General features: G+C 66.5%; 20 protein-coding genes. 6 read left to right on the forward strand and 14 right to left on the reverse strand.

Features of this window, described 5'->3' with window-relative positions; all coding sequences use genetic code 11:
• Positions 1-221: 221 nt before the first annotated feature.
• The 9 genes from VL752_RS20330 to VL752_RS20370 all read right to left on the reverse strand — a co-directional run bounded on the left by VL752_RS20330 (position 222) and on the right by VL752_RS20370 (position 8,676).
• A complete protein-coding gene (locus VL752_RS20330) occupies positions 222-1,124 on the reverse strand; it encodes an ROK family protein (protein WP_325358136.1) in 903 nt (300 codons plus the stop codon).
• A 3-nt stretch (positions 1,125-1,127) separates the two neighbouring features.
• The gene (locus tag VL752_RS20335) at positions 1,128-1,832 is read right to left on the reverse strand and encodes a ribulose-phosphate 3-epimerase (RefSeq protein ID WP_325358138.1); all 705 of its coding nucleotides are present in this window, start codon (positions 1,830-1,832) and stop codon (positions 1,128-1,130) included.
• A gap of 27 nt (positions 1,833-1,859) precedes the next feature.
• Positions 1,860-2,669, reverse strand: coding sequence for an alpha/beta fold hydrolase (locus tag VL752_RS20340; RefSeq protein ID WP_325358140.1), 810 nt, complete (start codon positions 2,667-2,669; stop codon positions 1,860-1,862).
• Positions 2,666-3,490: a sugar phosphate isomerase/epimerase family protein gene (locus tag VL752_RS20345; RefSeq protein ID WP_325358142.1), complete on the reverse strand. Its 825-nt coding sequence runs from the start codon at positions 3,488-3,490 to the stop codon at positions 2,666-2,668. The genes VL752_RS20340 and VL752_RS20345 overlap by 4 nt, the downstream gene beginning before the upstream one ends.
• On the reverse strand, positions 3,487-4,563 hold the full coding sequence (locus VL752_RS20350) for a Gfo/Idh/MocA family protein (RefSeq protein ID WP_325358144.1): 1,077 nt from the start codon (positions 4,561-4,563) through the stop codon (positions 3,487-3,489). Before VL752_RS20350 ends, VL752_RS20345 begins: the two co-directional genes overlap by 4 nt.
• The gene (locus VL752_RS20355) at positions 4,560-5,297 is read right to left on the reverse strand and encodes an ATP-binding cassette domain-containing protein (protein ID WP_325358146.1); all 738 of its coding nucleotides are present in this window, start codon (positions 5,295-5,297) and stop codon (positions 4,560-4,562) included. Before VL752_RS20355 ends, VL752_RS20350 begins: the two co-directional genes overlap by 4 nt.
• Positions 5,290-6,321, reverse strand: a complete 1,032-nt coding sequence (locus tag VL752_RS20360; RefSeq protein WP_325358148.1) for an ABC transporter permease subunit — start codon at positions 6,319-6,321, stop codon at positions 5,290-5,292. Before VL752_RS20360 ends, VL752_RS20355 begins: the two co-directional genes overlap by 8 nt.
• 2 nt (positions 6,322-6,323) lie before the next feature.
• A complete protein-coding gene (locus tag VL752_RS20365) occupies positions 6,324-7,310 on the reverse strand; it encodes an ABC transporter substrate-binding protein (RefSeq protein WP_325358150.1) in 987 nt (328 codons plus the stop codon).
• A gap of 139 nt (positions 7,311-7,449) precedes the next feature.
• A complete protein-coding gene (locus VL752_RS20370) occupies positions 7,450-8,676 on the reverse strand; it encodes a GGDEF domain-containing protein (protein WP_325358152.1) in 1,227 nt (408 codons plus the stop codon).
• Positions 8,677-8,759: 83 nt separating this feature from the next.
• On the opposite strand from VL752_RS20370, the gene VL752_RS20375 reads away from it, so the two are divergent.
• Entirely contained in the window at positions 8,760-10,790 is a 2,031-nt protein-coding gene (locus VL752_RS20375) for a M3 family metallopeptidase (RefSeq protein WP_325358154.1), read from the forward strand.
• Between the two features lie 18 nt (positions 10,791-10,808).
• On the opposite strand, the gene VL752_RS20380 is transcribed toward VL752_RS20375, so the two are convergent.
• The 4 genes from VL752_RS20380 to VL752_RS20395 all read right to left on the reverse strand — a co-directional run bounded on the left by VL752_RS20380 (position 10,809) and on the right by VL752_RS20395 (position 15,206).
• Complete coding sequence (locus VL752_RS20380) at positions 10,809-11,873, reverse strand: sugar phosphate isomerase/epimerase family protein (RefSeq protein ID WP_413788779.1); 1,065 nt, start codon at positions 11,871-11,873, stop codon at positions 10,809-10,811.
• Positions 11,874-12,022: 149 nt separating this feature from the next.
• Positions 12,023-13,909 carry an ATP-binding cassette domain-containing protein gene (locus VL752_RS20385; RefSeq protein ID WP_325358156.1) on the reverse strand — a complete coding sequence of 629 codons (1,887 nt, stop codon included), beginning with the start codon at positions 13,907-13,909 and terminating at the stop codon, positions 12,023-12,025.
• Between the two features lie 16 nt (positions 13,910-13,925).
• On the reverse strand, positions 13,926-14,789 hold the full coding sequence (locus tag VL752_RS20390; protein WP_325358158.1) for an extracellular solute-binding protein: 864 nt from the start codon (positions 14,787-14,789) through the stop codon (positions 13,926-13,928).
• 72 nt (positions 14,790-14,861) lie between these two features.
• On the reverse strand, positions 14,862-15,206 hold the full coding sequence (locus VL752_RS20395) for a winged helix-turn-helix domain-containing protein (protein ID WP_325358160.1): 345 nt from the start codon (positions 15,204-15,206) through the stop codon (positions 14,862-14,864).
• Between the two features lie 150 nt (positions 15,207-15,356).
• On the opposite strand from VL752_RS20395, the gene VL752_RS20400 reads away from it, so the two are divergent.
• Complete coding sequence (locus tag VL752_RS20400; RefSeq protein ID WP_325358162.1) at positions 15,357-16,085, forward strand: acid phosphatase; 729 nt, start codon at positions 15,357-15,359, stop codon at positions 16,083-16,085.
• 7 nt (positions 16,086-16,092) lie between these two features.
• Here the strand turns inward: VL752_RS20400 and VL752_RS20405 are convergent, their stop codons facing one another.
• The gene (locus tag VL752_RS20405; RefSeq protein WP_325358164.1) at positions 16,093-16,818 is read right to left on the reverse strand and encodes a carbonic anhydrase; all 726 of its coding nucleotides are present in this window, start codon (positions 16,816-16,818) and stop codon (positions 16,093-16,095) included.
• A 446-nt stretch (positions 16,819-17,264) separates the two neighbouring features.
• On the opposite strand from VL752_RS20405, the gene VL752_RS20410 reads away from it, so the two are divergent.
• The 4 genes from VL752_RS20410 (at position 17,265) to VL752_RS20425 (ending at position 22,865) form a co-directional block, all read left to right on the forward strand.
• A complete protein-coding gene (locus VL752_RS20410) occupies positions 17,265-18,497 on the forward strand; it encodes an MFS transporter (protein ID WP_325358165.1) in 1,233 nt (410 codons plus the stop codon).
• A gap of 67 nt (positions 18,498-18,564) precedes the next feature.
• Complete coding sequence (locus VL752_RS20415; RefSeq protein WP_325358167.1) at positions 18,565-20,292, forward strand: IlvD/Edd family dehydratase; 1,728 nt, start codon at positions 18,565-18,567, stop codon at positions 20,290-20,292.
• Positions 20,293-20,317: 25 nt separating this feature from the next.
• Complete coding sequence (locus tag VL752_RS20420) at positions 20,318-21,244, forward strand: dihydrodipicolinate synthase family protein (protein WP_325358169.1); 927 nt, start codon at positions 20,318-20,320, stop codon at positions 21,242-21,244.
• Positions 21,245-21,287: 43 nt separating this feature from the next.
• A complete protein-coding gene (locus tag VL752_RS20425; protein ID WP_325358171.1) occupies positions 21,288-22,865 on the forward strand; it encodes an aldehyde dehydrogenase (NADP(+)) in 1,578 nt (525 codons plus the stop codon).
• The last annotated feature ends 147 nt before the right edge of the window (positions 22,866-23,012 follow it).

The following is a 23,012-nucleotide window of genomic DNA, read 5'->3' on the forward strand; positions in this document are numbered from 1 at the left end:
GCACGCGTCATCCGCAGGCGGGTGACGGAAAAGGTGGAGGAGGCGCTGCGCCGCATTGCCTGGTGGGAGTGGGAGCATGCGCGGCTGAAGGCGGCGCTGCCCGATTTCCGGGCGCTGGACGCGGCCGATTTCGCCGCGAAATACGATCCGGGCGCCTGCTAGTCATCCAAACCGTGAATCAGCCCCCATTCCAAACGGATAGAGTCTGTCTCTGACAAGCTCTATCCGGGCAAGGCGAGCAGCGCCGCGCCGATAACCCCGGCCTGAGTGCCGAGGCCAGCCGCACGGATCGGCACATCCGCATAGGCCGGCATCGCCCGCACCGAGACCGTGCGGGCGATCTCCTCCGCCATCTGCGGCAGGGCGGCCGAAACCCCGCCGCCCACCACGATCATCTCTGGCGCATAAAGATGCAGCAGATTGGCGAAGCCGATGCCGAGATAGCGCGCCTCTTCCGCCATCAGGCGCCGCGCCGTCTCGTCCCCTGCCGCGGCACGCTCAGCCACCACGCGCGCTGTCATCGGTCCATCCGCCTGCAAGCCGGCCTCTCTCGCCCTACGGCCGAGCGCGCTGCCCGAAGCAAGCGACTCCCAGCAGCCGAAGCCGCCGCAGGCGCAGGGAATGGGGTTCTCGGTGACGGTCATGTGGCCGATCTCTCCTGCAAGGCTTCGGTGCCCATGCAGAAGTCGCCCGTCGATGACAATTCCGCCGCCGATCCCCGTGCTGACGGTGACATAGACCATGTGACGCAGCCCCTGCGCGGCACCGAAGCGCCATTCTGCCAAGGCCGCGGCATTGGCGTCATTCTCGAGAAAGGTCGGCAGGCCCGTGCGGTCCGTGACGAGCTGGACAAGCGGCACGTCTCGCCAGCCGTGCAGCATGGGCGCGTGGATGACTGTGCCCGTGGCGGCGTCGAGCGGGCCGGGCGAGCCGATGCCGATGCCGGTCGGGTCCAGGCCGGATGAGACATTATCCACAAGGCGGGCTATCTGCTCCACGATTGCAATGGGACCGGCCTCGGCCGCGGTCGGGAGACGGGCATGGCGTAGAACCTGGGCGGTCTCGTCTATTGCCGCCGCCCGCAATTCGGTGCCGCCGAGATCGATTCCGATCGCGATGCGCATGGGTCAGGCGATCGGCAAAGCGTGCAGCCAGCGCATGCGTTCGGAGAGGTCAGGGGCGCCGAAGGCGAGCGAGCCCATCACCACCGTCTGCGCGCCCGCCAGGGCGAGATCCGGCACGGTATTCTCCCGAATACCGCCGTCCGCTGCCAGGATGACTGATCCGCCGAGCCCAGCCGCCGCGATCATCCCGCGCACCGCACGCAGGCGCGGGCAGGCATCCGCCGACAGTCCCTGACCCTTCACGCCGATCGCGGTGCCAAGCAAGGTCACGAAGTCCACGGCGCCCAGCAGGGGTTCGAGGCGTGCCACCGGCGTCTCGAGCTTCAGCACGAGGCCGCGCTTGATGCCGTGTTCGCGGATGCGGTCGAGTGCCGCGGGAAGCACCGCCTCGTTCTCGACATGGACCGAGATGAGATCGGCGCCCGCTTCGGCGAACTGGTCGATCTGGCTGAGAAGCACGTCGTCGGCCACCATCAGGTGGACATGGAAGGGCCGCCCGGTGAGACGCCGGAGGCGTGCCACGAGATCGGGGAAGAAGAGCAAAGCCGGCGCGAAATGTCCGTCCGCCACGTCCACGTGATAGAGGTCCGCGAAGGCGTCGGTGCGGGCGACATCCTGGGCAAGATGGGCAAGATCGCCGGACCAGATCGAATATTCCGCGATCAGCCGCCGGCGCGGCAGAAGGTCCAGCCAGTTTGGCGCGGGCATGTCGGTTTGCCTCTTCTGTGTTGTTGATCACGCATGGAGATCGTCCAGGAAGCGGCCGACCGCTGACCGGAAGGCCGCGCGATGGGCCTCGGGCTCCGTCGCCTTGGGCGGAATCTCGACCAGCCGGGCGTGGGGGATCGTCGCGGCCAGCGCTTCCGCGCAGTGCCAAGGATGCGCTTGGTCCACCCGGTGGCCAATCACCAGGGTGGGTAAAGCGAGCATGGCCGCTTGGGCTTCCGAAATACCGGGCCCGTCCGCCGCGATGCGTTCGAGCAGACGCGCGAGATCACCCGGGTTAGGGTGGTCGAAGAAGCCGCGCAGGCTTGCCAGCGTTCCGGGTGCGGTTTGGGCGAATTCGGCAGCCGTTTCACTCTCATCGAACAGCAGGCGGCCCCGTGCCGGTCCCGCCTCCCGCAGCAGGCGGCCGACCTCGGCATAGGCGCGGAGATTGTCCGGCGAGGCCGCGAAGAGCCAGGCGGGCCGGGCGAGGATGAGGGCGGAGACCCGTTCCGGATAGTGGCAGGCGAGGTGCAGGGCGATTGCCGCCCCCATGGAGATGCCGCCTGCCACGAAACGGCCGACCCGTCGTGCATCGGTGAGCCTCAGGCAGTCCTCCGCAAAGAGCCGGATGGCATAGCGTCCGGCGGGATCGGGCGGCGAGGCGCCATGGCCGCGGCACTCGAGGGTGAGGCGGCGGATGCCGGGATGGTGCTCGGGAAAATTCTCCCGCACCTGGGCCTCGTTCCCGCCCAGCCCATGCTGAAAGAGCACGGGAAGCCCCTCGCCCTCGTCCGTGAAGGCGAGCGGCTGATCGTCCACCAGCAGATGCGCCCTCATGATCCGAGCGTCTGAGCCACGAAGCGGGCAACCTGCGGCGCGTCCTCGGGGGCGATTCCGTGCGTGATGACGGGGCCGCGAAAGCCGACGCGGGTGAGATGCGCGAAGAAGCGCGGGAAATCGATGATACCCTGCCCTGGGGGGACGACCTCGCCTGCGGCATCCCGGTCCTTGGCATGGGCGAGGGCGATACGCTCGTGCAGGAAGTCCGCCGCGCTCTCGAAAATCCGGTCCTGGTCCGCATTGGTGCCGGCCGCGAGATTGGCGGGGTCGAGGATGATGCGCAGCCGGGGCGAAGGGATTTCGCGCAGCAGCCGCGCGGCGCGGGCGGCGGACCCCACGACATTCGCGGGTTCCGGCTCAATGCCGAGATCGACGCCGAGTTCCTCCGCCATCGCGGCCGCCTGCTCCATCTCCACCAGGAGATCGGCCCAGGCCTCGGGCGCCTCGTTTTCCGGATGCGCGCGCCATTGATCGTCCGGATCGCGCGTGCCGGTGCAGAGGGTGACCAGGCTCGTGCCCATCGCGCGGGCATGAGACAGAAGGACTCGCAAACGGGCGAGCCCTTGTGCTCTCACCATCGGATCGGGGTGGATCATGTTGTAGGTGCCGGAGAGCGCGGCAATGGTCACGCCCGTGTTCGCCGAAGCTGCGGCGATGTCGGCCACCAACTCGGCCGGAAGGGAATCCGGCATGGAAGGCAGGCCGCAGCAGGAGAGGTTGAATTGCACGCAGCCGTAGCCCGCGTCGCGCGCCGCCGTGAGCACGCTCGAAGCCGTCTGCCCTGGGAAGGTCTTCGCAAAAATCCCGATGCGATTCATAGCGCCCCCGCAACCTCGTCCAGCCTGACCGCGCGGCCCTCGGTGACCGAGCGCGCGATCGCCACCATGGCGCGGATATTGGCGACGCCATCCTCGGCATCCGCGCCGAGCTGGGTTTTTCCCGTCAGAATCGTCTCGGCAAAACCCTCCACCTGCCGGCGGTAGAAATGCCCGTCCGCCCCGAGAGGTTTTCGAACCGTCGCATCCTTTTCATGGAAGATGTCCACTTCCGAGGAGCGAAAATACCACGGATTGAAGGTCCGGGCGACGACGCTGCCGTTCTGGCCGTACAACTGGAGCCCCTCATGCCAATCCATGCGCACGGCGACGGTGAGGTCGAGATGGCCGAGCGTGCCATTGGCGAAGGTCGTGTCCACGAACCAGCAATAGGCGCCGAAACGTTCTGACAGCCTTGCCCGCACCTCGGTGATCGGGCCGCAAAGCCAGCGCGCGAGATCGAGCAGGTGGCTGCCATGGGCAAGCATGTAGTAGCGCCGCAGATCGGCTTTCGGATTCCCCCCGGGTTTGCGGGCGAGCTTGCTGGTCACCGGCAGCGGCTGCACCGCATCCGTCATGGTGTAGCGATGGGTGCTGTCGCAATACCAGGCCTTCAGCGCCAGGACCTCGCCCATTTCGGTATCGACGAAGGTCTTCGCGGCCTGCAGCCCGGGGTCGAAGCGCTTCATGTGGCCGATCTGCAGGATGCGCCCGGCGCGGGCCGCCGCATCGCGCAGCTGCTCCACCTCTTCCACACTGACCCCGATGGGCTTCTCGCAGAGTACGTGCTTGCCGGCTTCGAGTGCGCGCAGGCTTGCCGGTACATGGAAGGCGTCCGAGGTCGCGATGATCACCGCCTCGACGTCCGGATCCGCCAGCATGGCGTCGTATTCGGCGAAGGTCTTTTCCGGCGCATGGGTCGCGGCCATGCGGGTTCGCAGATCCTCGGCGACATCGCAGATCGCGTACAGATCGGCGTTGCTCGCCTTGGTGCAGGATTCGAAATGCGCGAACTGCGCAATGGGTCCGCAGCCGAGCACCCCAATCCGAAGCCGTCTGTCCTCCTTGGGCGTCATTGCCCCACCATCAGCCGCACGATCTCCTCCGGATCGACATGGCCCACCTGCCGCTCGCCCGCGACGATACCGCGGCGGAGCACGACGATGCGATCGCTGACCGCAAACATGTCCGCGAGGTTGTGGGAGATGAAGATGACGCCGATGCCTTTCGTCTTCAGCGAGCGGATGAGATCCATCACTTTGCGCTGCTCGGGAACACCGAGTGCGGCGGTCGGCTCGTCCATGATCAGCACGCGGGCGTCCCAATGGATGGCCCGGCCGATCGCGACCGCCTGGCGCTGCCCACCGGAAAGCGCGCGCACCGGCCTGTCCAGCCGGTCCAGATGCACGTCCAGCACAGAGACAGCCTTTGCCGCCTCTTCCCGCATGCGTTTGCGATCGATGCGCGGGAGGAAGAGAAACTTCGTCGTGAGTTCGCGGCCGAGGAAGACATTGCCGCCGATATCGAGATTATCGGCAAGCGCCAGGTCCTGGTAGATCGTCTCGATGCCGAGAGAGCGGGCGGCCTGCGGCCCGTCGAAGGAGACGGGCTGCCCGCAATAGTGGATCTCGCCCTCGCTCGGCCGGAAGACGCCGGAGATGATCTTGGTGAAGGTCGATTTGCCGGCGCCGTTGTCGCCGGCCAGCGCCACCACCTCGCCCGCGCGCAGACTGAAATCGACGCGCTCCAGCGCATGCACGCCGCCGAAGCGCTTGGAGATGCCGCGTGTCTCAAGAACGGTTTCACTCATCCTGGCGTCCTCCCGAGAAGCGCCGCTGACTTTGGTCGACGAGGACCGAGACGATGATGACGAGTCCAACCGCGATGAACTGCCAGAAGGGTTCGACATTGAGGAAGACGAGCCCGTACTGAATGACCGCGATGATCAGCGCGCCAATGATGGTACCGATGATCGTGCCCGATCCGCCGAACAGGCTGGCGCCGCCGATAACGACGGCGGCGATGCTGTCGAGCAGCAGCGGCTCTCCCGCCTGCGGGGCGCCCGCCGCAAAGCGGCCGGTGTAGAGGATGCCGTCGATCCCTGCCGTCAGCGCTGACAGCACATAGAGGATGATGGTGACGCGGCGGACATTGACGCCGGCCCGGAGCGTCGCCTGCCGATTGCCGCCGATCGCATAGGTGTATTGGCCGAACAGCGTCTCCGAGAGCAGGTAGTGGAAGATGCCGACGACGATGACGGCGATGATGACGAGAGCAGGGATGCCCAGGATGCGCCCATTGCCGAGCCAGGTCAGCCAGTTGTTCTGCACCGGCACCGTCGTGCCGCCGGCGAAGAGATAGGCGGCCCCCCGCGCCACGCCATACATGCCGAGTGTGCCGATGAACGGCGGCACGCGCAGGCGGGCCACCAGTACGCCGTTGATCCATCCTGGCACCATCGTGGCGCCGAGTGCCACCACGATGGCGATGAGCAGGCCGATCCCGGGGCCGGCGGCAGCCCCCACGCCATTGGCCACATGCGCCGCGATGACGGCAGCGAAACCCATCGTGAAGCCGACCGAGAGGTCGATGCCGCCCGAGATGATGACCAGCGTCTGGCCGAGGCCGAGCAGCACCGGGGCGACGGCGAAGACGGCAATGGAACGGATGTTGAAGCTGCTGAAGATGAAGGTCGTGCCATAGGCGATCTGCGACCAGATCTCGAAGACGACAACGAGCAGGATGAGGAAGATCCAGGCCCGGGCGGCGGCCAGCGCCGCCAGGGTGCGCTGTCCCCGGGGTTTGCCCGGGGCCGCGCGCGTGGAAGCCGTCACACTCACGCCGAATAGACGAATTTCTGTATCGCCGGGTCATCGACGTTCTGTTTGTCGATGATCGTGAAACCGGTGGCGATCGCGGGGGGAATAGATTGCCCGGTCAAGTGTGCGTAGGCGGCCGCCACGCCGAACCATCCGATCTCCGCCGGATGCTGGGCGATTGCCATGTCGATCAGACCGCTTTTGATATTGCCGATGATGGTCTGCGGCGCATCGAAGGCGACAACCTTGACCTTGCCGCTGGCGCCGCCCTGCTGGATGCCGTTCGCCGCCCCCATAGCGGAGAACAGATTGGCGCCGAAGACGCCCGCGAGATCCGAATTACGGGCGAGCACCGACTGCGCCTGGGAGGCCGCCTTGTTCGCATCGTCATCATTGAACTGCGTCGGCAGCACGGTAATGCCTGGAAACTCCTTCTTCATCTCAGCGATGAAACCCGCCGTGCGCTCGTCGGTCGTGGAGACGCCGGGCTGGATGTTGGAGACGTAGACCTTGCCTTTCCCTCCCAATTCCTTGGCCAGCGCCCGCGCCGCCATCTGGCCGCCGAGGGTATTGTTGGAGGCAATGTAGGAGAGCGGGAAATCAGCATCACCGCTGCCGGTCTGATAGACGCCGGTGCCGATATAGGTATCGACGGTGATGACCGGAATGCCGGCGCGGTAGGCTGCCTGCAGCGGCTTGATCAGCTGCACCTTGTCGGTTGGTGCGATCAGCAGGGCATCGGGCTTGCGTGCGATCACCGCATCCAGCACCGGCACCTGCTGCACCGGATTGAATTCGGGTGCCCCCTGGAAGACGAGATCGACGCCCAGCGCCTTCGCCGCCGCCGCAGCGCCGCGATGCATGGTGATGTAGAAAGCGTCGGTCGTGAGGCCGGGTATCAGGGCAACCGTGAAGGATTTGCCGGCTGCGCGAGCCGGGGCTGCCAGTGAGGCTACCCCAGCCAGGCCAAGGCCCAAGCCGCCGAGAACGGAACGCCGCTCCATGATGTCTCTCCCCTTATTGTTTCTTTTTGGTCGTCATCTTGGATGAGGCCGACCTTGCCGGGCACGCCTGCGTATCAGGCCACGTCGGGCCCGGCGCGGCTAGTCCTCTTTTGCAATTTTGTTGGGCGATGCTCCCGCGTCAGGGGGCGAGGCCCGGGCTCATCCTGATGCGGCCTTCTTCCAGCGGATGTTCGGCCGCATAGCCTGGCCGGTAGAGGATCGTCCTGTCCCGGCCATCGTCCTTTGCGCGATAGAGCGCGCGGTCTGCCGCGGCGACGAGAGCGAAAGCGTCCGTCTCCGCCCCATGTGCGGTCGCAACACCAAGGCTGATGGTGACGATGCCGCCTGCGCAGTCCTCATGCGACGTATTCATCGCGCGCACGGCCTGGCGCAGGGTTTCAGCGATCGCGAAGGCTTCCGCCTCCTCCGCGCCGCGCAGCAGGATGGTAAATTCCTCCCCGCCATAGCGCATGACCTCCTGCCCCCGGCGCGTGAGGCAGGCGGCGAGGCTCTCGGCGACTGCGCGCAGGCAGGCATCGCCGGCAGGATGGCCGTAGCGGTCGTTGTAGGCCTTGAAGTGATCAACATCGATCATGATGACGGACAGCGCGCCGCCGCTGGCCCGTGCTTCAAACGTCGCCTGTTCCAGCTGGGCGTCCAGCCGTCGGCGGTTGCCCAGGCCGGTCAGCCGGTCCAGCTGTGCTGCCTTGATGTGGCGACGCTCCGACTCCTCCTTCACCAGCGCCACGAAGGCGAAACTCAGGATCAGATGAAAGCTCATGATGGTGAGGGCGGAGAAGGGAAGGTTGACAGCGATGCCGCCAAGATCGGCGAAGCCGGCCAGGGTCGCGAGTTGCCCCAGACCCCAGAGCGTGCAGACCGTGCCCTCCACGCCGAGGAGTATCATCGCGAAGCGGCGCCCAGGTCGGATGCGGCGCTTGGTTCGCAAAGCCCATAGGGCGAGGACTATCAGGAGTGCGGCGACGAGGTAGGAGACCGCGAAACGGGCGGCGCCGTTCGCGATGAAACCCGGCACGACGGCGCAGAGCGGCCAGATCGCGAAGGCGGCGACGAGGCCGAGCCAGATCGTGGGCTTGCCGTCCAGCCGGCGGCAGCCGGTCCAGACGCAGGCAAGGCCGAGAAGGATAGCCGGATTCGCCACGTCAATGCCCGCGGTGGTGGGCAGGAAGGCACGGGCCAAGAAGGCGGCGCCGCTCATCAACGAGGCCGCGATCATCCAGGGCATGGCGGCCTCGGCCCGGTTCTGGAACCAGATGACCGTATAGTTGAGGCAGGCGAGCAGTACCACCACCGTCATGGTGACGATCATGGTGAGGGGTTGTGGCAGGTAGATGAGATTGAACACGCCTGTTTCGCCTTCAGTCAGCTACGACGCGAAGGGCACCCTATGGCTTGACCCCGGGAGCCGCTTCTGCCCGACTGTGTCGTATGACCCAGGATAACCCGCTCCTTGCCGGCTGGACGACCCCCTTTGGCGTCCCGCCCTTCGATCTGATCCGGCCGGATCATTTTCCGCCGGCCTTCGCGGCTGCGATGGAAGAAAACCTGACCGAGATCGCGGCCATCGCCACGGATCCGGCCGCTCCGAGCTTTGCCAATTCGGTCGAGGCGCTGGAGCGCTCCGGCCGGGCGCTTTCCCGCGTCAGCGCCGTTTTCTATAATCTTGTCAGCAGTCTCGGCGGCGAGGCGCTGGAGGCGCTCGATCGTGATCTGGCGCCCAAGCTCGCCCAGCACGGCATGAAGATCGCACTCGATCCGGCGCTCTTCGCGCGCATCGACGCGCTTCACGTGAAGCGCGCGACGCTGGGCCTCGAGGAGGACCAGATGCGCCTGCTGGAGCGGATGCATCTGAACCTCATCCGCAGTGGCGCCGGGTTGGACGCTGCCGGAAAGGCGCGCATGACGGAGATTTCCAGCCGCCTCGCGGCGCTGCACACCGCCTTCGGCCAGAATGTGCTGCATGACGAGAAGAGTTGGGCGCTGCCGCTGGCGGAGGAGGATCTGGAAGGCCTGCCCGATTTCGTGCGGGCGGGCGCCGCCCAGGCGGCGACCGAGCGCGGACTGCCCGGCTACGCCGTCACCCTCTCTCGCTCCCTCATCGAACCCTTCCTCACCTTCTCCGTCCGGCGGGATCTGCGCGCCCGGGCCTATGAGGCCTGGATCGCGCGGGGCATGCATGCGGGGACGCACGACAATCGCGTTCTCATCCCCGAGATCCTGGCGCTCCGCGCCGAGCGTGCGCAACTGCTCGGCTACGCGACCTTCGCGGAGTTCCGGCTGGCCGACGCCATGGCCGGAACTCCGGCCGCCGCGGAAGCGCTGCTTGCCGAGGTCTGGGAGCCCGCGAAACGCAAGGCCGCCGTCGAGCGGGACCGGCTGCAGGCCGCGGCCCGCGCGGAAGGCTCCAACGAGGCGCTCGCCCCCTGGGACTGGCGCTACTACGCCGAGAAGGTACGCTTGGCTGACTACGCGCTCGACGAAACCGAGCTGAAACCCTATTTCGTCCTGGACCGGTTGCAGAACGCTATTTTTGATACGGCAACGAAGCTCTTCGGTCTCACCTTCACGCCGCGTCCGGACCTGCCGGTCTACCACCCGGATGTCCGCGCCTATGAGGTGCGGGATGCGGACGGCCATGTCGGCATCTTCCTGGCCGACAACTACGCCCGCGCCGACAAGCGTTCCGGCGCCTGGATGAGCAGTTACCGGGACCAGGAAAACCTGGATGGTCCGATCTCGCCCATCATCGTCAACAACAATAATTTCACGAAAGCGGAGCCTTCGCTGCTCAGCTTCGACGATGCGGAGACGATGTTCCACGAATTCGGCCATGCCCTGCACGGCCTGCTCAGCCGCGTGCACTACCCCTCGCAATCCGGCACCTCGGTGCGGCGTGATTTCGTGGAGCTGCCATCGCAGATCTACGAGCATTGGCTGGCGCTGCCAGAAACGCTGCACGCCTATGCGCGCCATGCCGAAACGGGCGCGCCGATTCCCGATGCGCTGATCGAGCGGCTGTTGGCAGCCCAGGGCTTCAACCAGGGTTTCGGCACGGTCGAATACACGGCCGCCGCGCTGATCGACATGGCGCTGCACCAGCACCCCGATCCCCGTTCGATCGACATCGAGAGTTTCGAGCGGGATTTCCTGAATACAATCGGCATGCCGGCCGAAATCGGCATCCGTCATCGGCCGGCGCATTTCCAGCATCTCTTCGCGGGCGGCGGCTATGCCGCGGGCTACTATTCCTACCTGTGGTCCGAAGTGCTGGATGCGGACGGGTTCGAGGCCTTCAAGGAGGCAGGAGACCCGTTCGACGCGGCGACCGCCGCGCGCCTCCGCACGCTGCTGAGCGCGGGCGACACGCGCGATCCGATGGCGCTCTATCGGGCTTTCCGTGGCCGGGGGCCCAGCACTGCGCCTCTGCTGAGGTCCCGCGATCTCGTTCCGGCCACCTGAGACCGACCCCGGCCGGCCTCAATCGAGGCCGAGTAGGAGCCGGTTCATTTCGTCGTCAACACCGCTTGCCGCGAAATCGTCAAAGGCGCGGGATGCGACTTGGATGATGTGGCTGTCGATGAAAGGCGCCCCTTCGGCCGCGCCCTGCTCGCTGTCCTTGATGCAGCATTCCCATTCCAGCACTGCCCAGCCGTCGAAACCGTATTGCGAGAGTTTCGAGAAGATGCCGCCGAAATCCACCTGCCCGTCGCCCAGCGAGCGGAAACGCCCGGCGCGCTGCACCCAGGGCTGAAAGCCCGCATAGACCCCCTGACGGCCGGTCGGATTGAACTCCGCATCCTTGGCGTGGAACATGCGGATGCGCTCATGGTAGATGTCGATATAGGCGAGATAGTCGAGCTGCTGCAGCACGAAGTGGCTGGGATCGTAGAGCAGGTTGGCGCGCGGATGATTGCCCACGCGTTCCAGGAACATCTCGTAGGTCACGCCATCATGCAGGTCTTCGCCGGGATGGATCTCGTAGCAAAGGTCGATGCCCGCCTCCTCGAAGGCGTCCAGGATCGGGTGCCAGCGGCGGGCCAGTTCGTCGAAGGCGGCTTCGACCAGCCCGGCCGGCCGCTGCGGCCACGGATAGAGGAAGGGCCAGGCCAGCCCCCCTGAGAACGTCGCATGCGCGGTGAGGCCGAGATTGCGCGAGGCGCGGGCCGCCAGCTTCAGCTGCTCCACCGCCCATGCCTGGCGCGCCTCGGGCTTGCCGTGCAGCGCCTTGGGCGCAAAACCGTCGAAGGCGAGGTCGTAGGCCGGATGGACCGCCACCAGCTGGCCCTGCAGGTGGGTCGAGAGTTCGGTGAGTGCGACGCCGGCTTCCGCCAGGATGCCTTTCACCTCGTCGCAATAGGTCTGGCTTTCGGCGGCGCGCGCAAGGTCGAACAGCCGGCCATCCCAGGAGGGTAGCTGCACGCCCTTGTAGCCATGGCCCGCGGCCCAGCGGGCAATGGCCGGCAGACTGTTGTAGGGCGCCTCGTCTCCGGCGAACTGGGCGAGAAAGATGGCCGGGCCTTTGATCGTGCGCATGGCGCTCATTCGTGGCTTCCCTTCTTCACGGCCGCCTTCGTTGCGCGGGCGACCTTCTTTGCTGGACCTGTTGAGGGTCGGGTGCCGCGCCGTCCGCGTCAACCTCTGTCGGAAAAAACGGACCTGACTTTGCGCCATTTTTGGCCGCAAGACGAATTTTAATCTGGTTGACTCATGATCCTGCCACCTAACGCTCCGCGCCCCGTAGCCGCTTCCTCTTCCCATATCTGGAGGGCGGTGGCGGCCAGGGTGATGCACGCGGCTCCGGGCCGCGCACCAGGGTCCGGTGCCTGGATCAGCGGAAGAACCGCATCGCCGATCCGCACCGAAAGGATTTGTCGCCCAGCCATGGGCGGGTCGACGCGCAGAATCTCGCCCCTCGTGCCGCCGCTATCCAGAAGGCGCAACTGCTCCGGAGCGATGGACCAGCCGAGCGTTTGCCCGGGTGTCAGCGGCGGCCCGGCCACGGAGATCGTCACCCCCTGGCCGATCTCCATCCGGTCGGCTGCGATCGCACGGCCCCGGGCCGTGATGTGTGCGCCCAGGAGCCGTGCGACGGCGGCGTTGCGGGGGCGGGCGAAGACGGCGTTCACCGGTCCCGCCTGCAGCAGCCGGCCACGGTCGAGCACCAGAATGTCGTCGGCGAGCAGGAAGGCCTCCTCCGGATCATGGGTCACGAGGATGGTCGAGGCCTCCGTCTCCTCCTGCAATTGCCGGAGCGCCGCGCGCAATTCGGCGCGGAGCGGCGCGTCAAGCGCGGAGAAGGGCTCGTCCAGGAGAAGCAGCCCCGAGCGCCGGCTGAGCGCGCGGGCGATCGCCACGCGCTGCTGCTGGCCGAGCGATAGCTGGCTCGGCTTACGCTCCTCGAGCCCGGTGAGGCCGAGATGGACGAACCAGAGGCGCGCGGCTTCGGCGTCATGGTCACGCGCAAAAGCGAGTTGCCGCCAGGCCGAGAGATGCGGAAAGAGTCCGTAGCTTTGTGGCACGTAGGCGATGTGCCGTGCCTCCGGCGGCAGCGGCGAAAGATCGGTGCTCCCCAGCACGAGCCGGTCCCCCGGGCCGGCATCAAGTCCGGCGATCGCCCTGAGGGTCAGGGATTTTCCAGAGCCGGAGGCACCGAGGATGGCGAGGCGCCGCGCCTGGGTCCGGTAGGCGAGTGAGAGTGTGAAACCCGGCAGCCCGCGCTCCACCGCCAAGGCGAGGGGCCGGGGATGCGGACGGGCCGGCGGCACCGCGGCCGGCGCAAGCCGGGTCTCCTCCAAAGCATCCGTGGCCTTTGCATCGCGGCGCGGCGTGGTCAGCCGCGTCGCCGCCAGCATGACGAGCAGCGCTGTGCCGAGCGTCGGCAGCAGCACGGGCACCATGGCGGGCAGACCCGCCGCCCCAAACGCGACATAAGTGTAAACGGGCAGAGAGTAGGGGTGATAGGCGACCATCACCGTCGCCCCGAACTCTCCGAAGGCGCGTAGCCATGAGAGCAGCATTCCGGCCGCGATCCCCCGCCAGGCGAGCGGTAGGCTCGCGCGCAGGAAAACGCTGGTGGGCGGGTGGCCGAGCGTGCGGGCGACATCCTCCAGCACCGGATCGACGGCGGCGAAGGCCGAACGCGCGGCGATGATGAGGAAGGGGGCCGCCACGAAGGTCTCGGCCAGCACGATCCCGGCGAAGGAATCTGTCAGTGCACCATGGGTGAGCGCGCCGAGCGGACTTGCATAGCCGAGCAGGAAGAGGAGCAGAATGCCGCTGGAGAGCGGCGGCAAGGCGAGCGGCAACTGCACGAAGAAGCCGAGCAGCGCCATCCATCGCCCCTGCCGCCGGGCGAGCAGGTAGCCGAGCGGAATGCCGCCCGCCGCGATCAGCAGCGTCGCGGCACTGGCGCTGAGGCAGGAGACGAGGCTCGCCGCTCCCAGTCCCTGCCAGTCTGCACCATGCCAATCGGCCATCCCGAGATGGGCGATGCCCGCCAGAAAGGGGGCGGCGAGATAGACGGTAAGCAGTGCCGCGAGGCAAGGCAGGATCGCGAAAGCGCCTCGCCGCACCATCATGCTCCTTCCGGACAGATTACGGGATGAGTGCCATGATCTTGGCTGGCACCTTGGAGCGGTCACCCTGCAGCGTCGGGGGCACGAGGTCGAGCCCATGGCTTGCCATGATAGCGCGGCCGTCCGGCCCCAGAAGGAAGGCCAGGAAATCAACGGCACCCGTCGCATTGGGTGCGCGGTTCAGGACGGTTGCCGTGTAGTGGGCGCTGAGCGCCACCTTCTTCGGCAGGAAGATCGTCGGGATCTTCAGGTCCGCCGTCTCGGTCGAATAGAAGAACCCGACGTCCAGCTGGCCTGATTGCAGTCGACCGACCAAGGTTTCCTCCGGCAGAACCTGGGCCGGATTGTCGGGCGCGCCCAGGACCGTCTTGTCGAGATCCGGGATCGTGTAGACCTCGGCCGCCTTCCTCATCAATGCGATGGTCAATCGCCCCTTGGGGTCAAGCTTCGGATCGGTGCGGCCGATGCGGATGTCCTTCCATTGCAGCACTTTGTACCAGGGATGCTGGCGGAACAGTTCCGCGAAGCGGCTCTTCGGGTTGTAGCCGATCACGAGCGGCGATTGCGCGAAGGTCACGTACCAATCGACCCAGTCGCCATTGGCCGCGCCCGTCAAGCTGTCATTCACCTTGGGATTGGCGCTGATGAAAACGTCACCCTGGAGTAGCTTGCCGGAAATCTCATGCGCCATCTTGTCCGATCCGCCGGCATAGCCGCGGAAGGTGGAGCCGGTTTTGCCGAAGGCGGGACCGATGCCGTGCTCCATGAGGTTCACAAGGGAGCCGGCATAGGCGACGTTGACGGTTCCCCCGGCGGCCGCGCGGGCGATGCCGGGCAGGGCAGTCAGGGCCAGGCCGCCCATGAGAAGGTGGCGTCGTTGCAAGGGAATGCTCCTCGGCTGAAGGTCGTTATTCCCGAGCGAAGATAGCGATTGCGGGAAGAAGCGCCAGAGGGCTTAGCCGCCGCGCTCGACCTCGTCCTGGAGGGCCGCGACCTCGGCGGCGATCGCCCGCTCAGCTGTCGCCTCCGCCGCCCGGAAGCGGGTAACCACGAAGCGGCCAAGATCGGTCAGCTTTGCGCCGCCACCTTGCCGTCCGCCCGCCTGGGCTTCCGCCACCGGGCGGCCGAAAATGCGGTTCATCTCCTCCACCAGTTCCCAGGCGCGTCGGTAGGACATGCCGAGCGCGCGGCCCGCTGCCGAGATCGAACCGAGGCGTTCGATCAGCTCCAGCAGTTCGACCTTGCCGGGGCCGATATGGCCATCGGGGTCCAGCAGGATGCGCAGGCGGATTTTCGGCATGGCGGGAATGGCACTCCGGATCGTGGGGGGCGCAGAGGGAGAGCGGCCAGGACGGCGTGCGCCGCAAGGCGGCGTCGCCACGGTCCTTGATGACCGCCCGTCACGAACACGTTATGACGGTATACGGGGAAACGACCAAAAGGTTCGATCATGACGAGAATTGGCGCGGGGGCTTTGGCCCTCGGCTGGGTGCTGGCTGCCCTCGCCCAACCGGTGGCCGCGTACGCCAAAGACAGCTATTACATCACGCCGGCGGAGGTCGATCTCGACAATCTCCTGGCGCCGCCGGCCGCCCTCGGCTCGGCGCAGGAGACGGCCGATCTCGCCGCCGTCCAAAAAGCCGAGATGGAGCGGAGCGCTCAGGATTCGATCGATGCGGAGGAAGACCATAACCGCTCCGTCTTCCGCTTCGCCGATGTCATGGGGCCGGGGTTCACGCCGCAGAAACTGCCCATGACAACCGCGTTCTTCGCCCGCCTCCTGACCGATGAAAAGCAGATTGTGGCGGCGGCCAAGACCCATTTTGCGCGGCCCCGGCCGTTCGTGGTCGATTCCAACCTCTCGCCCCTGGTCTTCCCTAAAAAGACACCGTCCTACCCGAGCGGGCATACGGCCTTCGCTTATGTGACCGCGATCATCCTCGCCGCCATGGTGCCGGAGAAGGCCAGTGCGATCTTCGATCGCGCGGCAACCTACGGCTATAACCGGGTCGTCGCGGGGGCCCATTTCCCAACCGATATCGAGGCCGGGCGGATTGCGGGCACCGTGATCGCGAGCGTGTTCTTTCACGATCCGCGCTTCTTGTCGGACTTCGACCGTTCGCGGCAGGAAGTACGAACCGCGCTCGGCCTGCCGCCGCTGCCGGATCGGAAACACTGAGACCGTATCAGACGAGGCTGACCCGTCCGGTGCCGATGTCATACACGCCACCGATGATCTTGATCCGGCCGGTGGCGGCGGCCTCTGCGATGATTGGCGTCGCCTTGTGCAGCCGAGCCACATTGTAGCGGACGTTCTGGGTAATCGCCGCAGCAAGAGGGTCGGCTGCCTTCGCTTTCTCTGCCATGTCGATCGCGGGTCTGATGGCCGACACGAGGGCGGGCAGGTGGCCGGGTAATTGCGTCCCCTCCTTGAGCACTTTGATGGTGGCGGCGACCGCGCCGCAGCCGGAATGACCGAGCACCATGATGAGCGGGAGGCCGAGAATCTGCACACCGTATTCGAGGCTGGCGAGACCGTCCGTGCTCACGAAATTGCCCGCCACGCGCACGACGAAAAGTTCGCCCGGCCCCTGATCAAAAACGAGCTCCGGTGCGACCCGGGAATCGGCGCAACTGAGGAGGCCCGCGATGGGATATTGCGCCGCGGCGCGCGCCGCACGGCCGGCGGAATAATCCCGGTTCTCGGTCGCATTGGCGATATAGCGGGCGTTTCCTTCCATCAACACTTTCAGGGCATCGTCCGGGGCAATCGCATTGGGCGCGGGCGCCGCGGCTTGGGCGTAGGCGCGCCGGGCGATGCCGCCGGAGGCGAGGCTGCCCGCGGCAAGCCCGATAGCGGTCGCGGTGACGAGTGCGCGGCGGGGAAGCGCCTTCGCATGATTGTCGCACATGGACTGTCCTCTCTGGCGGAAGTGCAATCGTTGCGTTTCAGGAAGGTCCTCTATACGCCGGGAAGAAGGTCGCTTGTCCAAAATCTGCAGATTGCTGAAATAATTCGATTTAGTTACGCAAAAAACGACAGCGATTGCATTGCAGGGCATTCTGGGTATCCCTTCGACTCTGCCGGGGAGACTGCGTGGCCGAGCCGGTTTCGCGCGACCATCACGGAATATTGCTCCGACATGGGCGAGGCGGCGGCCGATCCCTGGTCATCGGCCAAGATCGTCACTCGGTCCCCGCGTTGCTGGATCGCGACGGTCCTGCCCCGTCGCACGGCCATTCTGCGCAGGAAGGGGATGACCGTTGCGCGCGGCAGGCCGGCAACTGCTGGGAAGATGAACGGAGCACCCCACCTAGAGGAGGCTCTCCACAGCCTCGCGAGGATGCTCCGCCCCTGATGTCTCCTTCCGCCCATCTCGCCCTCATCAATTTCTTTACCGGCGACATCCAGGGCGGGCTCGGCCCCTTTCTAGCGACATGGCTCGCCGCCTCGGGGCACTGGAGTCCGGCCAGGACCGGCGCAGTCATGACTGCGATCGGCGTCTTCGCCCTGCTGCTGAACGGGCCGGCCGGCGCCATCGTCGATCATGCGAGGCACCCCCGCGCGCTGCTGGCGGCCGCCTGCGGGGCGATCCTGCTCGGCACGCTGATGATCGTGCCGGCGGCGCATGACCTCGTCTGGATTCTTCTTTCGCAGTGCCTGGCCGCGGCGGGCGGCATCCTGCTTCTGCCGGCGCTCACCCTCTTCACGCTCGGCATCGTCGGCAAGGCGCATTTCCCGGGCCAGCAGGGCCGTAATCAGGCTTTCAATCATGCCGGTATCGTCTTTGCGGCGATCCTCATAGGCCTCGGCAGCCATTGGCTCGGGGCGGCGACCCCCTTCTGGATTTTCGGCGCCATGGCTTTCGGGGCCATTCTGTCCGTTCTCTGGACCCCGCTCCATGCCTTCAACGGTCGCCGCGCCCATGGCTGGGAGGAGAATGAGCCGGACGAAGTTGAGCATCGGAGCGGCATGGGCAGCATCCTGCGCAACGGTCGCCTCGCCCTGCTCGCGGTCGCCCTCGGCCTTTTCAACCTCGCCAATGGCTACATGCTGGCACTCGTCGCCCAGCGGCTTGTCGCGGCGGGGCGCGACGGGGGGAGTTGGCTCGCGGGCTACGTGATCGTCGCGCAGTTGACGATGATTCCCGTGGCACTCTGGGCGGGCAGCGTCGCCGAACGGTCCGGCCGCCGACGGCTCCTCATGGTCGCCTGCCTCGTGCTGCCGGTCCGCGCCTTTTTCTCGGCCTTCGTCACCGACCCTTTTTGGCTGATTCTGGGGGAAGTGCTGGACGGGGTGAGTTCCGGCCTTATCGGCGTCGCCGTGCCGCTGGTCGTGGCCGACCTCACCTGGGGCTCGGGCCGCACGCAGACGGCGCTTGGCGCCGTCAACACCGGCCAGGGGGTGGGCGGCGCGCTGTCCGGCCTCGCGGGCGGGGCGGTCGTCACCTGGTTCGGCTGGCAGGGCGCCTTCCTGGCCTTGGCCGTGCCGGCGGCGGCCGCTGCCGCGCTGGTCTTCTGGCTCGAGGAAAGCCGGGAGGTGAAGACCATGCCAGCCGGTCTCGAAGCGGGCGAGGAGGCTGGTGGCTAAACCGGCTTGGCCGCGTTATGGTCGGACCATTCTGACCCGATAAAAGAAATCAACGGAAGCGTTTGCCATGACGACCAAGAAGCCCCTGCGCAGCCAGGAATGGTTCGGGCGACAGGACAAGATGGGATTCTACTACCGCTCCTTCCTCAAGAATCGCGGTTTTCCCCAGGACCAGTTCGAGGGCAGGCCGGTCATCGGCATCTGCAACACTTGGTCCGAGCTTAATCCCTGCAATTCCCATTTCCGCACCATCGCCGAGCATGTCCGCTACGGCGTGCTCGATGCCGGCGGCTTCCCGCTGGAATTTCCCGTCTCCTCGCTCGGTGAAGTGACGATGCGGCCGACTGCCATGCTCTACCGCAACCTCGCCTCGATGGATGTCGAGGAGGCGGTGCGCGCGCATCCGCTGGACGGCGTGGTCCTGCTCATGGGCTGCGACAAGACCACGCCCGCGCTGCTGATGGGCGCGGCCTCGGCCGATTTGCCGACCATCGGCGTGTCCGGGGGCCCGCAGCTGCGCGGCGTCTATCAGGGCCGCATGATCGGCTCAGGCACGAACATCATCTCGATGAGCGAGCAGCTTCGCGCCGGCGAGATCACGCTCGAGGAGTTTCACGAGGCGGAAGCCGGCATGAACCGCTCCTCCGGCCATTGCATGACCATGGGTACGGCCTCGACCATGGCTTCGATGGTGGAGGCGCTCGGCGTCTCGCTGCCCGGCAATGCCGCCATTCCGGCGGTCGATGCAAGGCGCAACGAACTCGCCCGGTTTTCCGGCCGCCGCATCGTCGAAATGGTCAATGAGGATCTGACACTCTCCAAAATCCTCACCCGCGAAGCCTTCGAAAACGCCATCCGGACGCTCGCCGCCATCGGCGGCTCGACCAATGCGGTGGTCCATCTCCTCGCCATTGCGCGCCGCGTCGGCGTCGATCTCGGCCTCGATGATTTCGACCGTCTGGGGAAAGGCATTCATTGCCTGGTCGACCTGATGCCCTCCGGCCGGTTCCTGATGGAGGATTTCTATTATGCGGGCGGCCTGCCCGTGGTGCTGAGGACGCTGGTGGAGCAGGGACTGCTGCATGAGGGCGCGCTCACCGCGAACGGCCGTCCGATCGGCGAGAACGTCGGCCGTGCCCAGTGCTGGAACCGGGAGGTGATTACGTCTTTCGAGACGCCCTTCAAGCCCGATGCCGGCATTGCCATCCTGCGCGGCAACCTCGCCCCCGATGGCGCCGTCATCAAGCCTTCCGCCGCCTCGCCCGAACTGATGAACCATACCGGCCGGGCCGTGGTTTTCGAAAATGTCGAGGAGATGCACGACGCGGTTGACGACGAGACGCTGGATATCGACTCCTCCTGCGTCATGGTGCTCAAGAATTGCGGTCCGAAGGGCTATCCGGGCATGGCGGAGGTCGGCAACATGCCGCTGCCGCAGAAGCTTTTGAAGGATGGCGTGCGGGACATGATCCGGATTTCCGACGCCCGCATGTCAGGCACCGCGTACGGCACGGTCGTCCTGCATGTGGCGCCCGAGGCGGCGGCCGGGGGCCCGCTGGCGCTGGTGCGGGACGGTGATCTTATCACGCTCGACGTCGCGGGCGGGCGGCTGCACCTGCATGTCCCGGACGAGGAGCTGGCGGCGCGCCGTGCCGCCTGGGTGCCCCCTGCGCCGGCCGCCGATCGCGGCTATACCAAGCTTTACGTCGATCACGTGCTGCAGGCGAATGAAGGCGCGGATCTCGATTTCCTGGTCGGCCGCAGCGGTGCGGCCGTGCCGCGCGACAATCACTGAAAACCAGTGCCTGGGAGAGACAGATATGGCTGACATCAAGCGGCGTTACACGGGCATCTTCCCCGTCGCGCCGACGATTTTCGACGAGGCGGGCAATATCGACATGGCTGGCCAGCTCCGCGCGATCGACTTCATGATCGATGCCGGGTCCGACGGCATCTGCATCCTTGCCAATTTCTCCGAGCAGTTCGTGCTGTCCGACGAGGAGCGCGAGGTGCTGACGACGGCGATTCTGAAGCATGTCGGCGGCCGCGTGCCGGTTATCGTAACCACGACGCATTTTTCCACCCGGATCACCGCCGAGCGCAGCCGCCGTGCGCAGGACCAGGGCGCGGCGATGGTCATGATCATGCCGCCCTATCACGGCGCCACGTTCCGCGTGCCGGAAGCCGCGATTTTCGGCTATTTCCAGGCGGTCTCGGACGCGATCTCGATCCCCATCATGATCCAGGATGCGCCGGTCGCCGGCACACCGCTTTCCGCCCCCTTCCTCGCCCGCATGGCGAAGGAAATCGAGCAGGTCTCCTATTTCAAGATCGAGGTGCCGCAGGCGGCCGAAAAGCTGCGCACCCTCATCCGCCTGGGCGGAGACGCGATCGAAGGACCCTGGGACGGGGAGGAGGCGATCACCCTTCTCGCCGATCTCGACGCCGGCGCCACAGGAGCCATGACCGCCGGCGCCTATCCGGACGGTTTGAAACCCATCGTGCATGACTATCTATCGGGAAACCGGGAAGCGGCCGTGGAGCGCTATGGCCGCTGGCTGCCGCTGATCAATGTCGAAAACCGGCAGGGCGGTCTGCTTGCCTGCAAGGCCCTGATGAAGGAGGGCGGCGTGATCGCCTGCGATGCGCCGCGCGCGCCGCTGGTGCCGCTCTCGCCCGAGACCCGGGCAGGGCTTCTGGATGCGGCCCGGCGGCTCGATCCGCTGGTGCTGCGCTGGGGCAAATGAGGCACGGGGCAAAAAAGCACGGGCCAGAGAAGGGAAAGACGAGATGACACTGACCGGAGAGATGCTGATCGGTGCCGCCGCGCGGCGGGGCAGCGAGACGGCTTTCCAGGGTTTTGACGCCGCCAGCGGTGCGGCCCTCGAACCAAGCTATGGCGGGGCGACGGCCGCCGATGTCGCCAAGGCCTGCGGCCTCGCGGAATCGGCCTTCACCCCCTATCGGGCGACGACTCCCGAGGTGCGGGCGACCTTCCTCGAGCTCGTGGCGTCCAAGATCGACGCGCTGGGGGATGCGCTGACTGATCGGGCCTGCGCCGAAACCGGCCTGCCGCGCGGACGGATTGAGGGCGAGCGCGGCCGCACGGTCGGCCAGCTTCGCCTATTTGCCCGGGAAGTGCGGGAAGGCAGCTGGCAGGACGTTCGGCTCGACCCGGCGCTGCCGGACCGCAAGCCGCTGCCGCGCCCGGATCTGCGCATGCGGATGATTCCCCTCGGCCCCGTGGGCGTTTTCGGGGCGAGCAATTTCCCGCTCGCCTTCTCGGTTGCCGGTGGGGATACCGCTTCCGCCCTCGCCGCCGGCTGCCCGGTGGTGGTGAAGGGCCACCCGGCCCATCCTGGTACCTCGGAAATGGTCGGCCGTGCCATCCAGGCAGCGGTGAAGGAAGCGGGCATGCCGGAAGGGGTCTTCTCGCTCCTTTTTGGCGTGGGCGACACTGTGGGTCAGGCGCTGGTCGCCGACCCGCACATCAAAGCTGTGGGCTTTACCGGCAGCCGTGCCGGCGGCTTGGCGCTTGCCAAGATCGCGGCGGCACGGCCCGAACCCATTCCGGTCTACGCCGAGATGAGCAGTATCAATCCGGTCCTGCTTCTCCCCGGCGCGCTGGCCGCTCAGGGTGCGGCGCTCGGGAAGGCTTTCGTCGGGTCGCTGACCATGGGTGCGGGGCAGTTCTGCACCAATCCCGGCCTGCTGCTCGCCATTCCGGGCCCGGGACTCGAGGAATTCGTGACGGCGGCGGGCGCGGCGATGGGCGAGGCGGCGGCCGGCGTCATGCTCCACAAGGGCATCCTCGCCGCCTATGAGAAGGGTGTGGCAAAGCTTGCCGGCACCGCCGGCGTGGAGCGGCTGGGCCTCGGCCAGTCCGGCGAAAACCGGGCGACCCCCGCTTTCTTCGCGACCGACGCCGCGACCTTCCAGAAGACGCTGCATCTGGCGGACGAGGTTTTCGGGGCGGCTGGCCTGCTGGTGCGCGACGGCGATGCCATGGCGCTCGCCCATCTCCTCCAAGGGCTGGAAGGCCAGCTCACCATCACGGTGCACATGACTGAGGAGGATGAGGCGCTGTTTGCCGCCGTCCTGCCGCTGCTCGAAACCAAGGCCGGCCGCATTCTCATCAACGGCTGGCCCACGGGCGTCGAGGTTTGCCACGCCATGGTCCATGGCGGGCCGTTCCCGGCGACATCCGACAGTCGCACGACTTCGGTGGGCACGCTTGCCATCCGCCGCTTCCTGCGGCCCGTCTGCTATCAGAACGTGGCGGAATACCTGCTGCCGGAAGCGGTGCGGGACGCGAACCCCCAAGGCCTCTGGCGCCGAATCGACGGCGTGATGACGCAGCCCTCCTAACGCCGGCCGGATTGTCGAGGCAGCAGCCCCCGCAAGGGGGTCGCTCCTCGACCCTGGATTTGGGCCATTCGCCTACAGCTTGCGCAGAAGGTCGCACTTCCCCGCCAAACCAGCCACTTCCCAAGCGGCACCGATTTTGCTCCGCTC

Source organism: Acidisoma sp., from assembly GCF_035492295.1.
Lineage (GTDB): Bacteria > Pseudomonadota > Alphaproteobacteria > Acetobacterales > Acetobacteraceae > Acidisoma.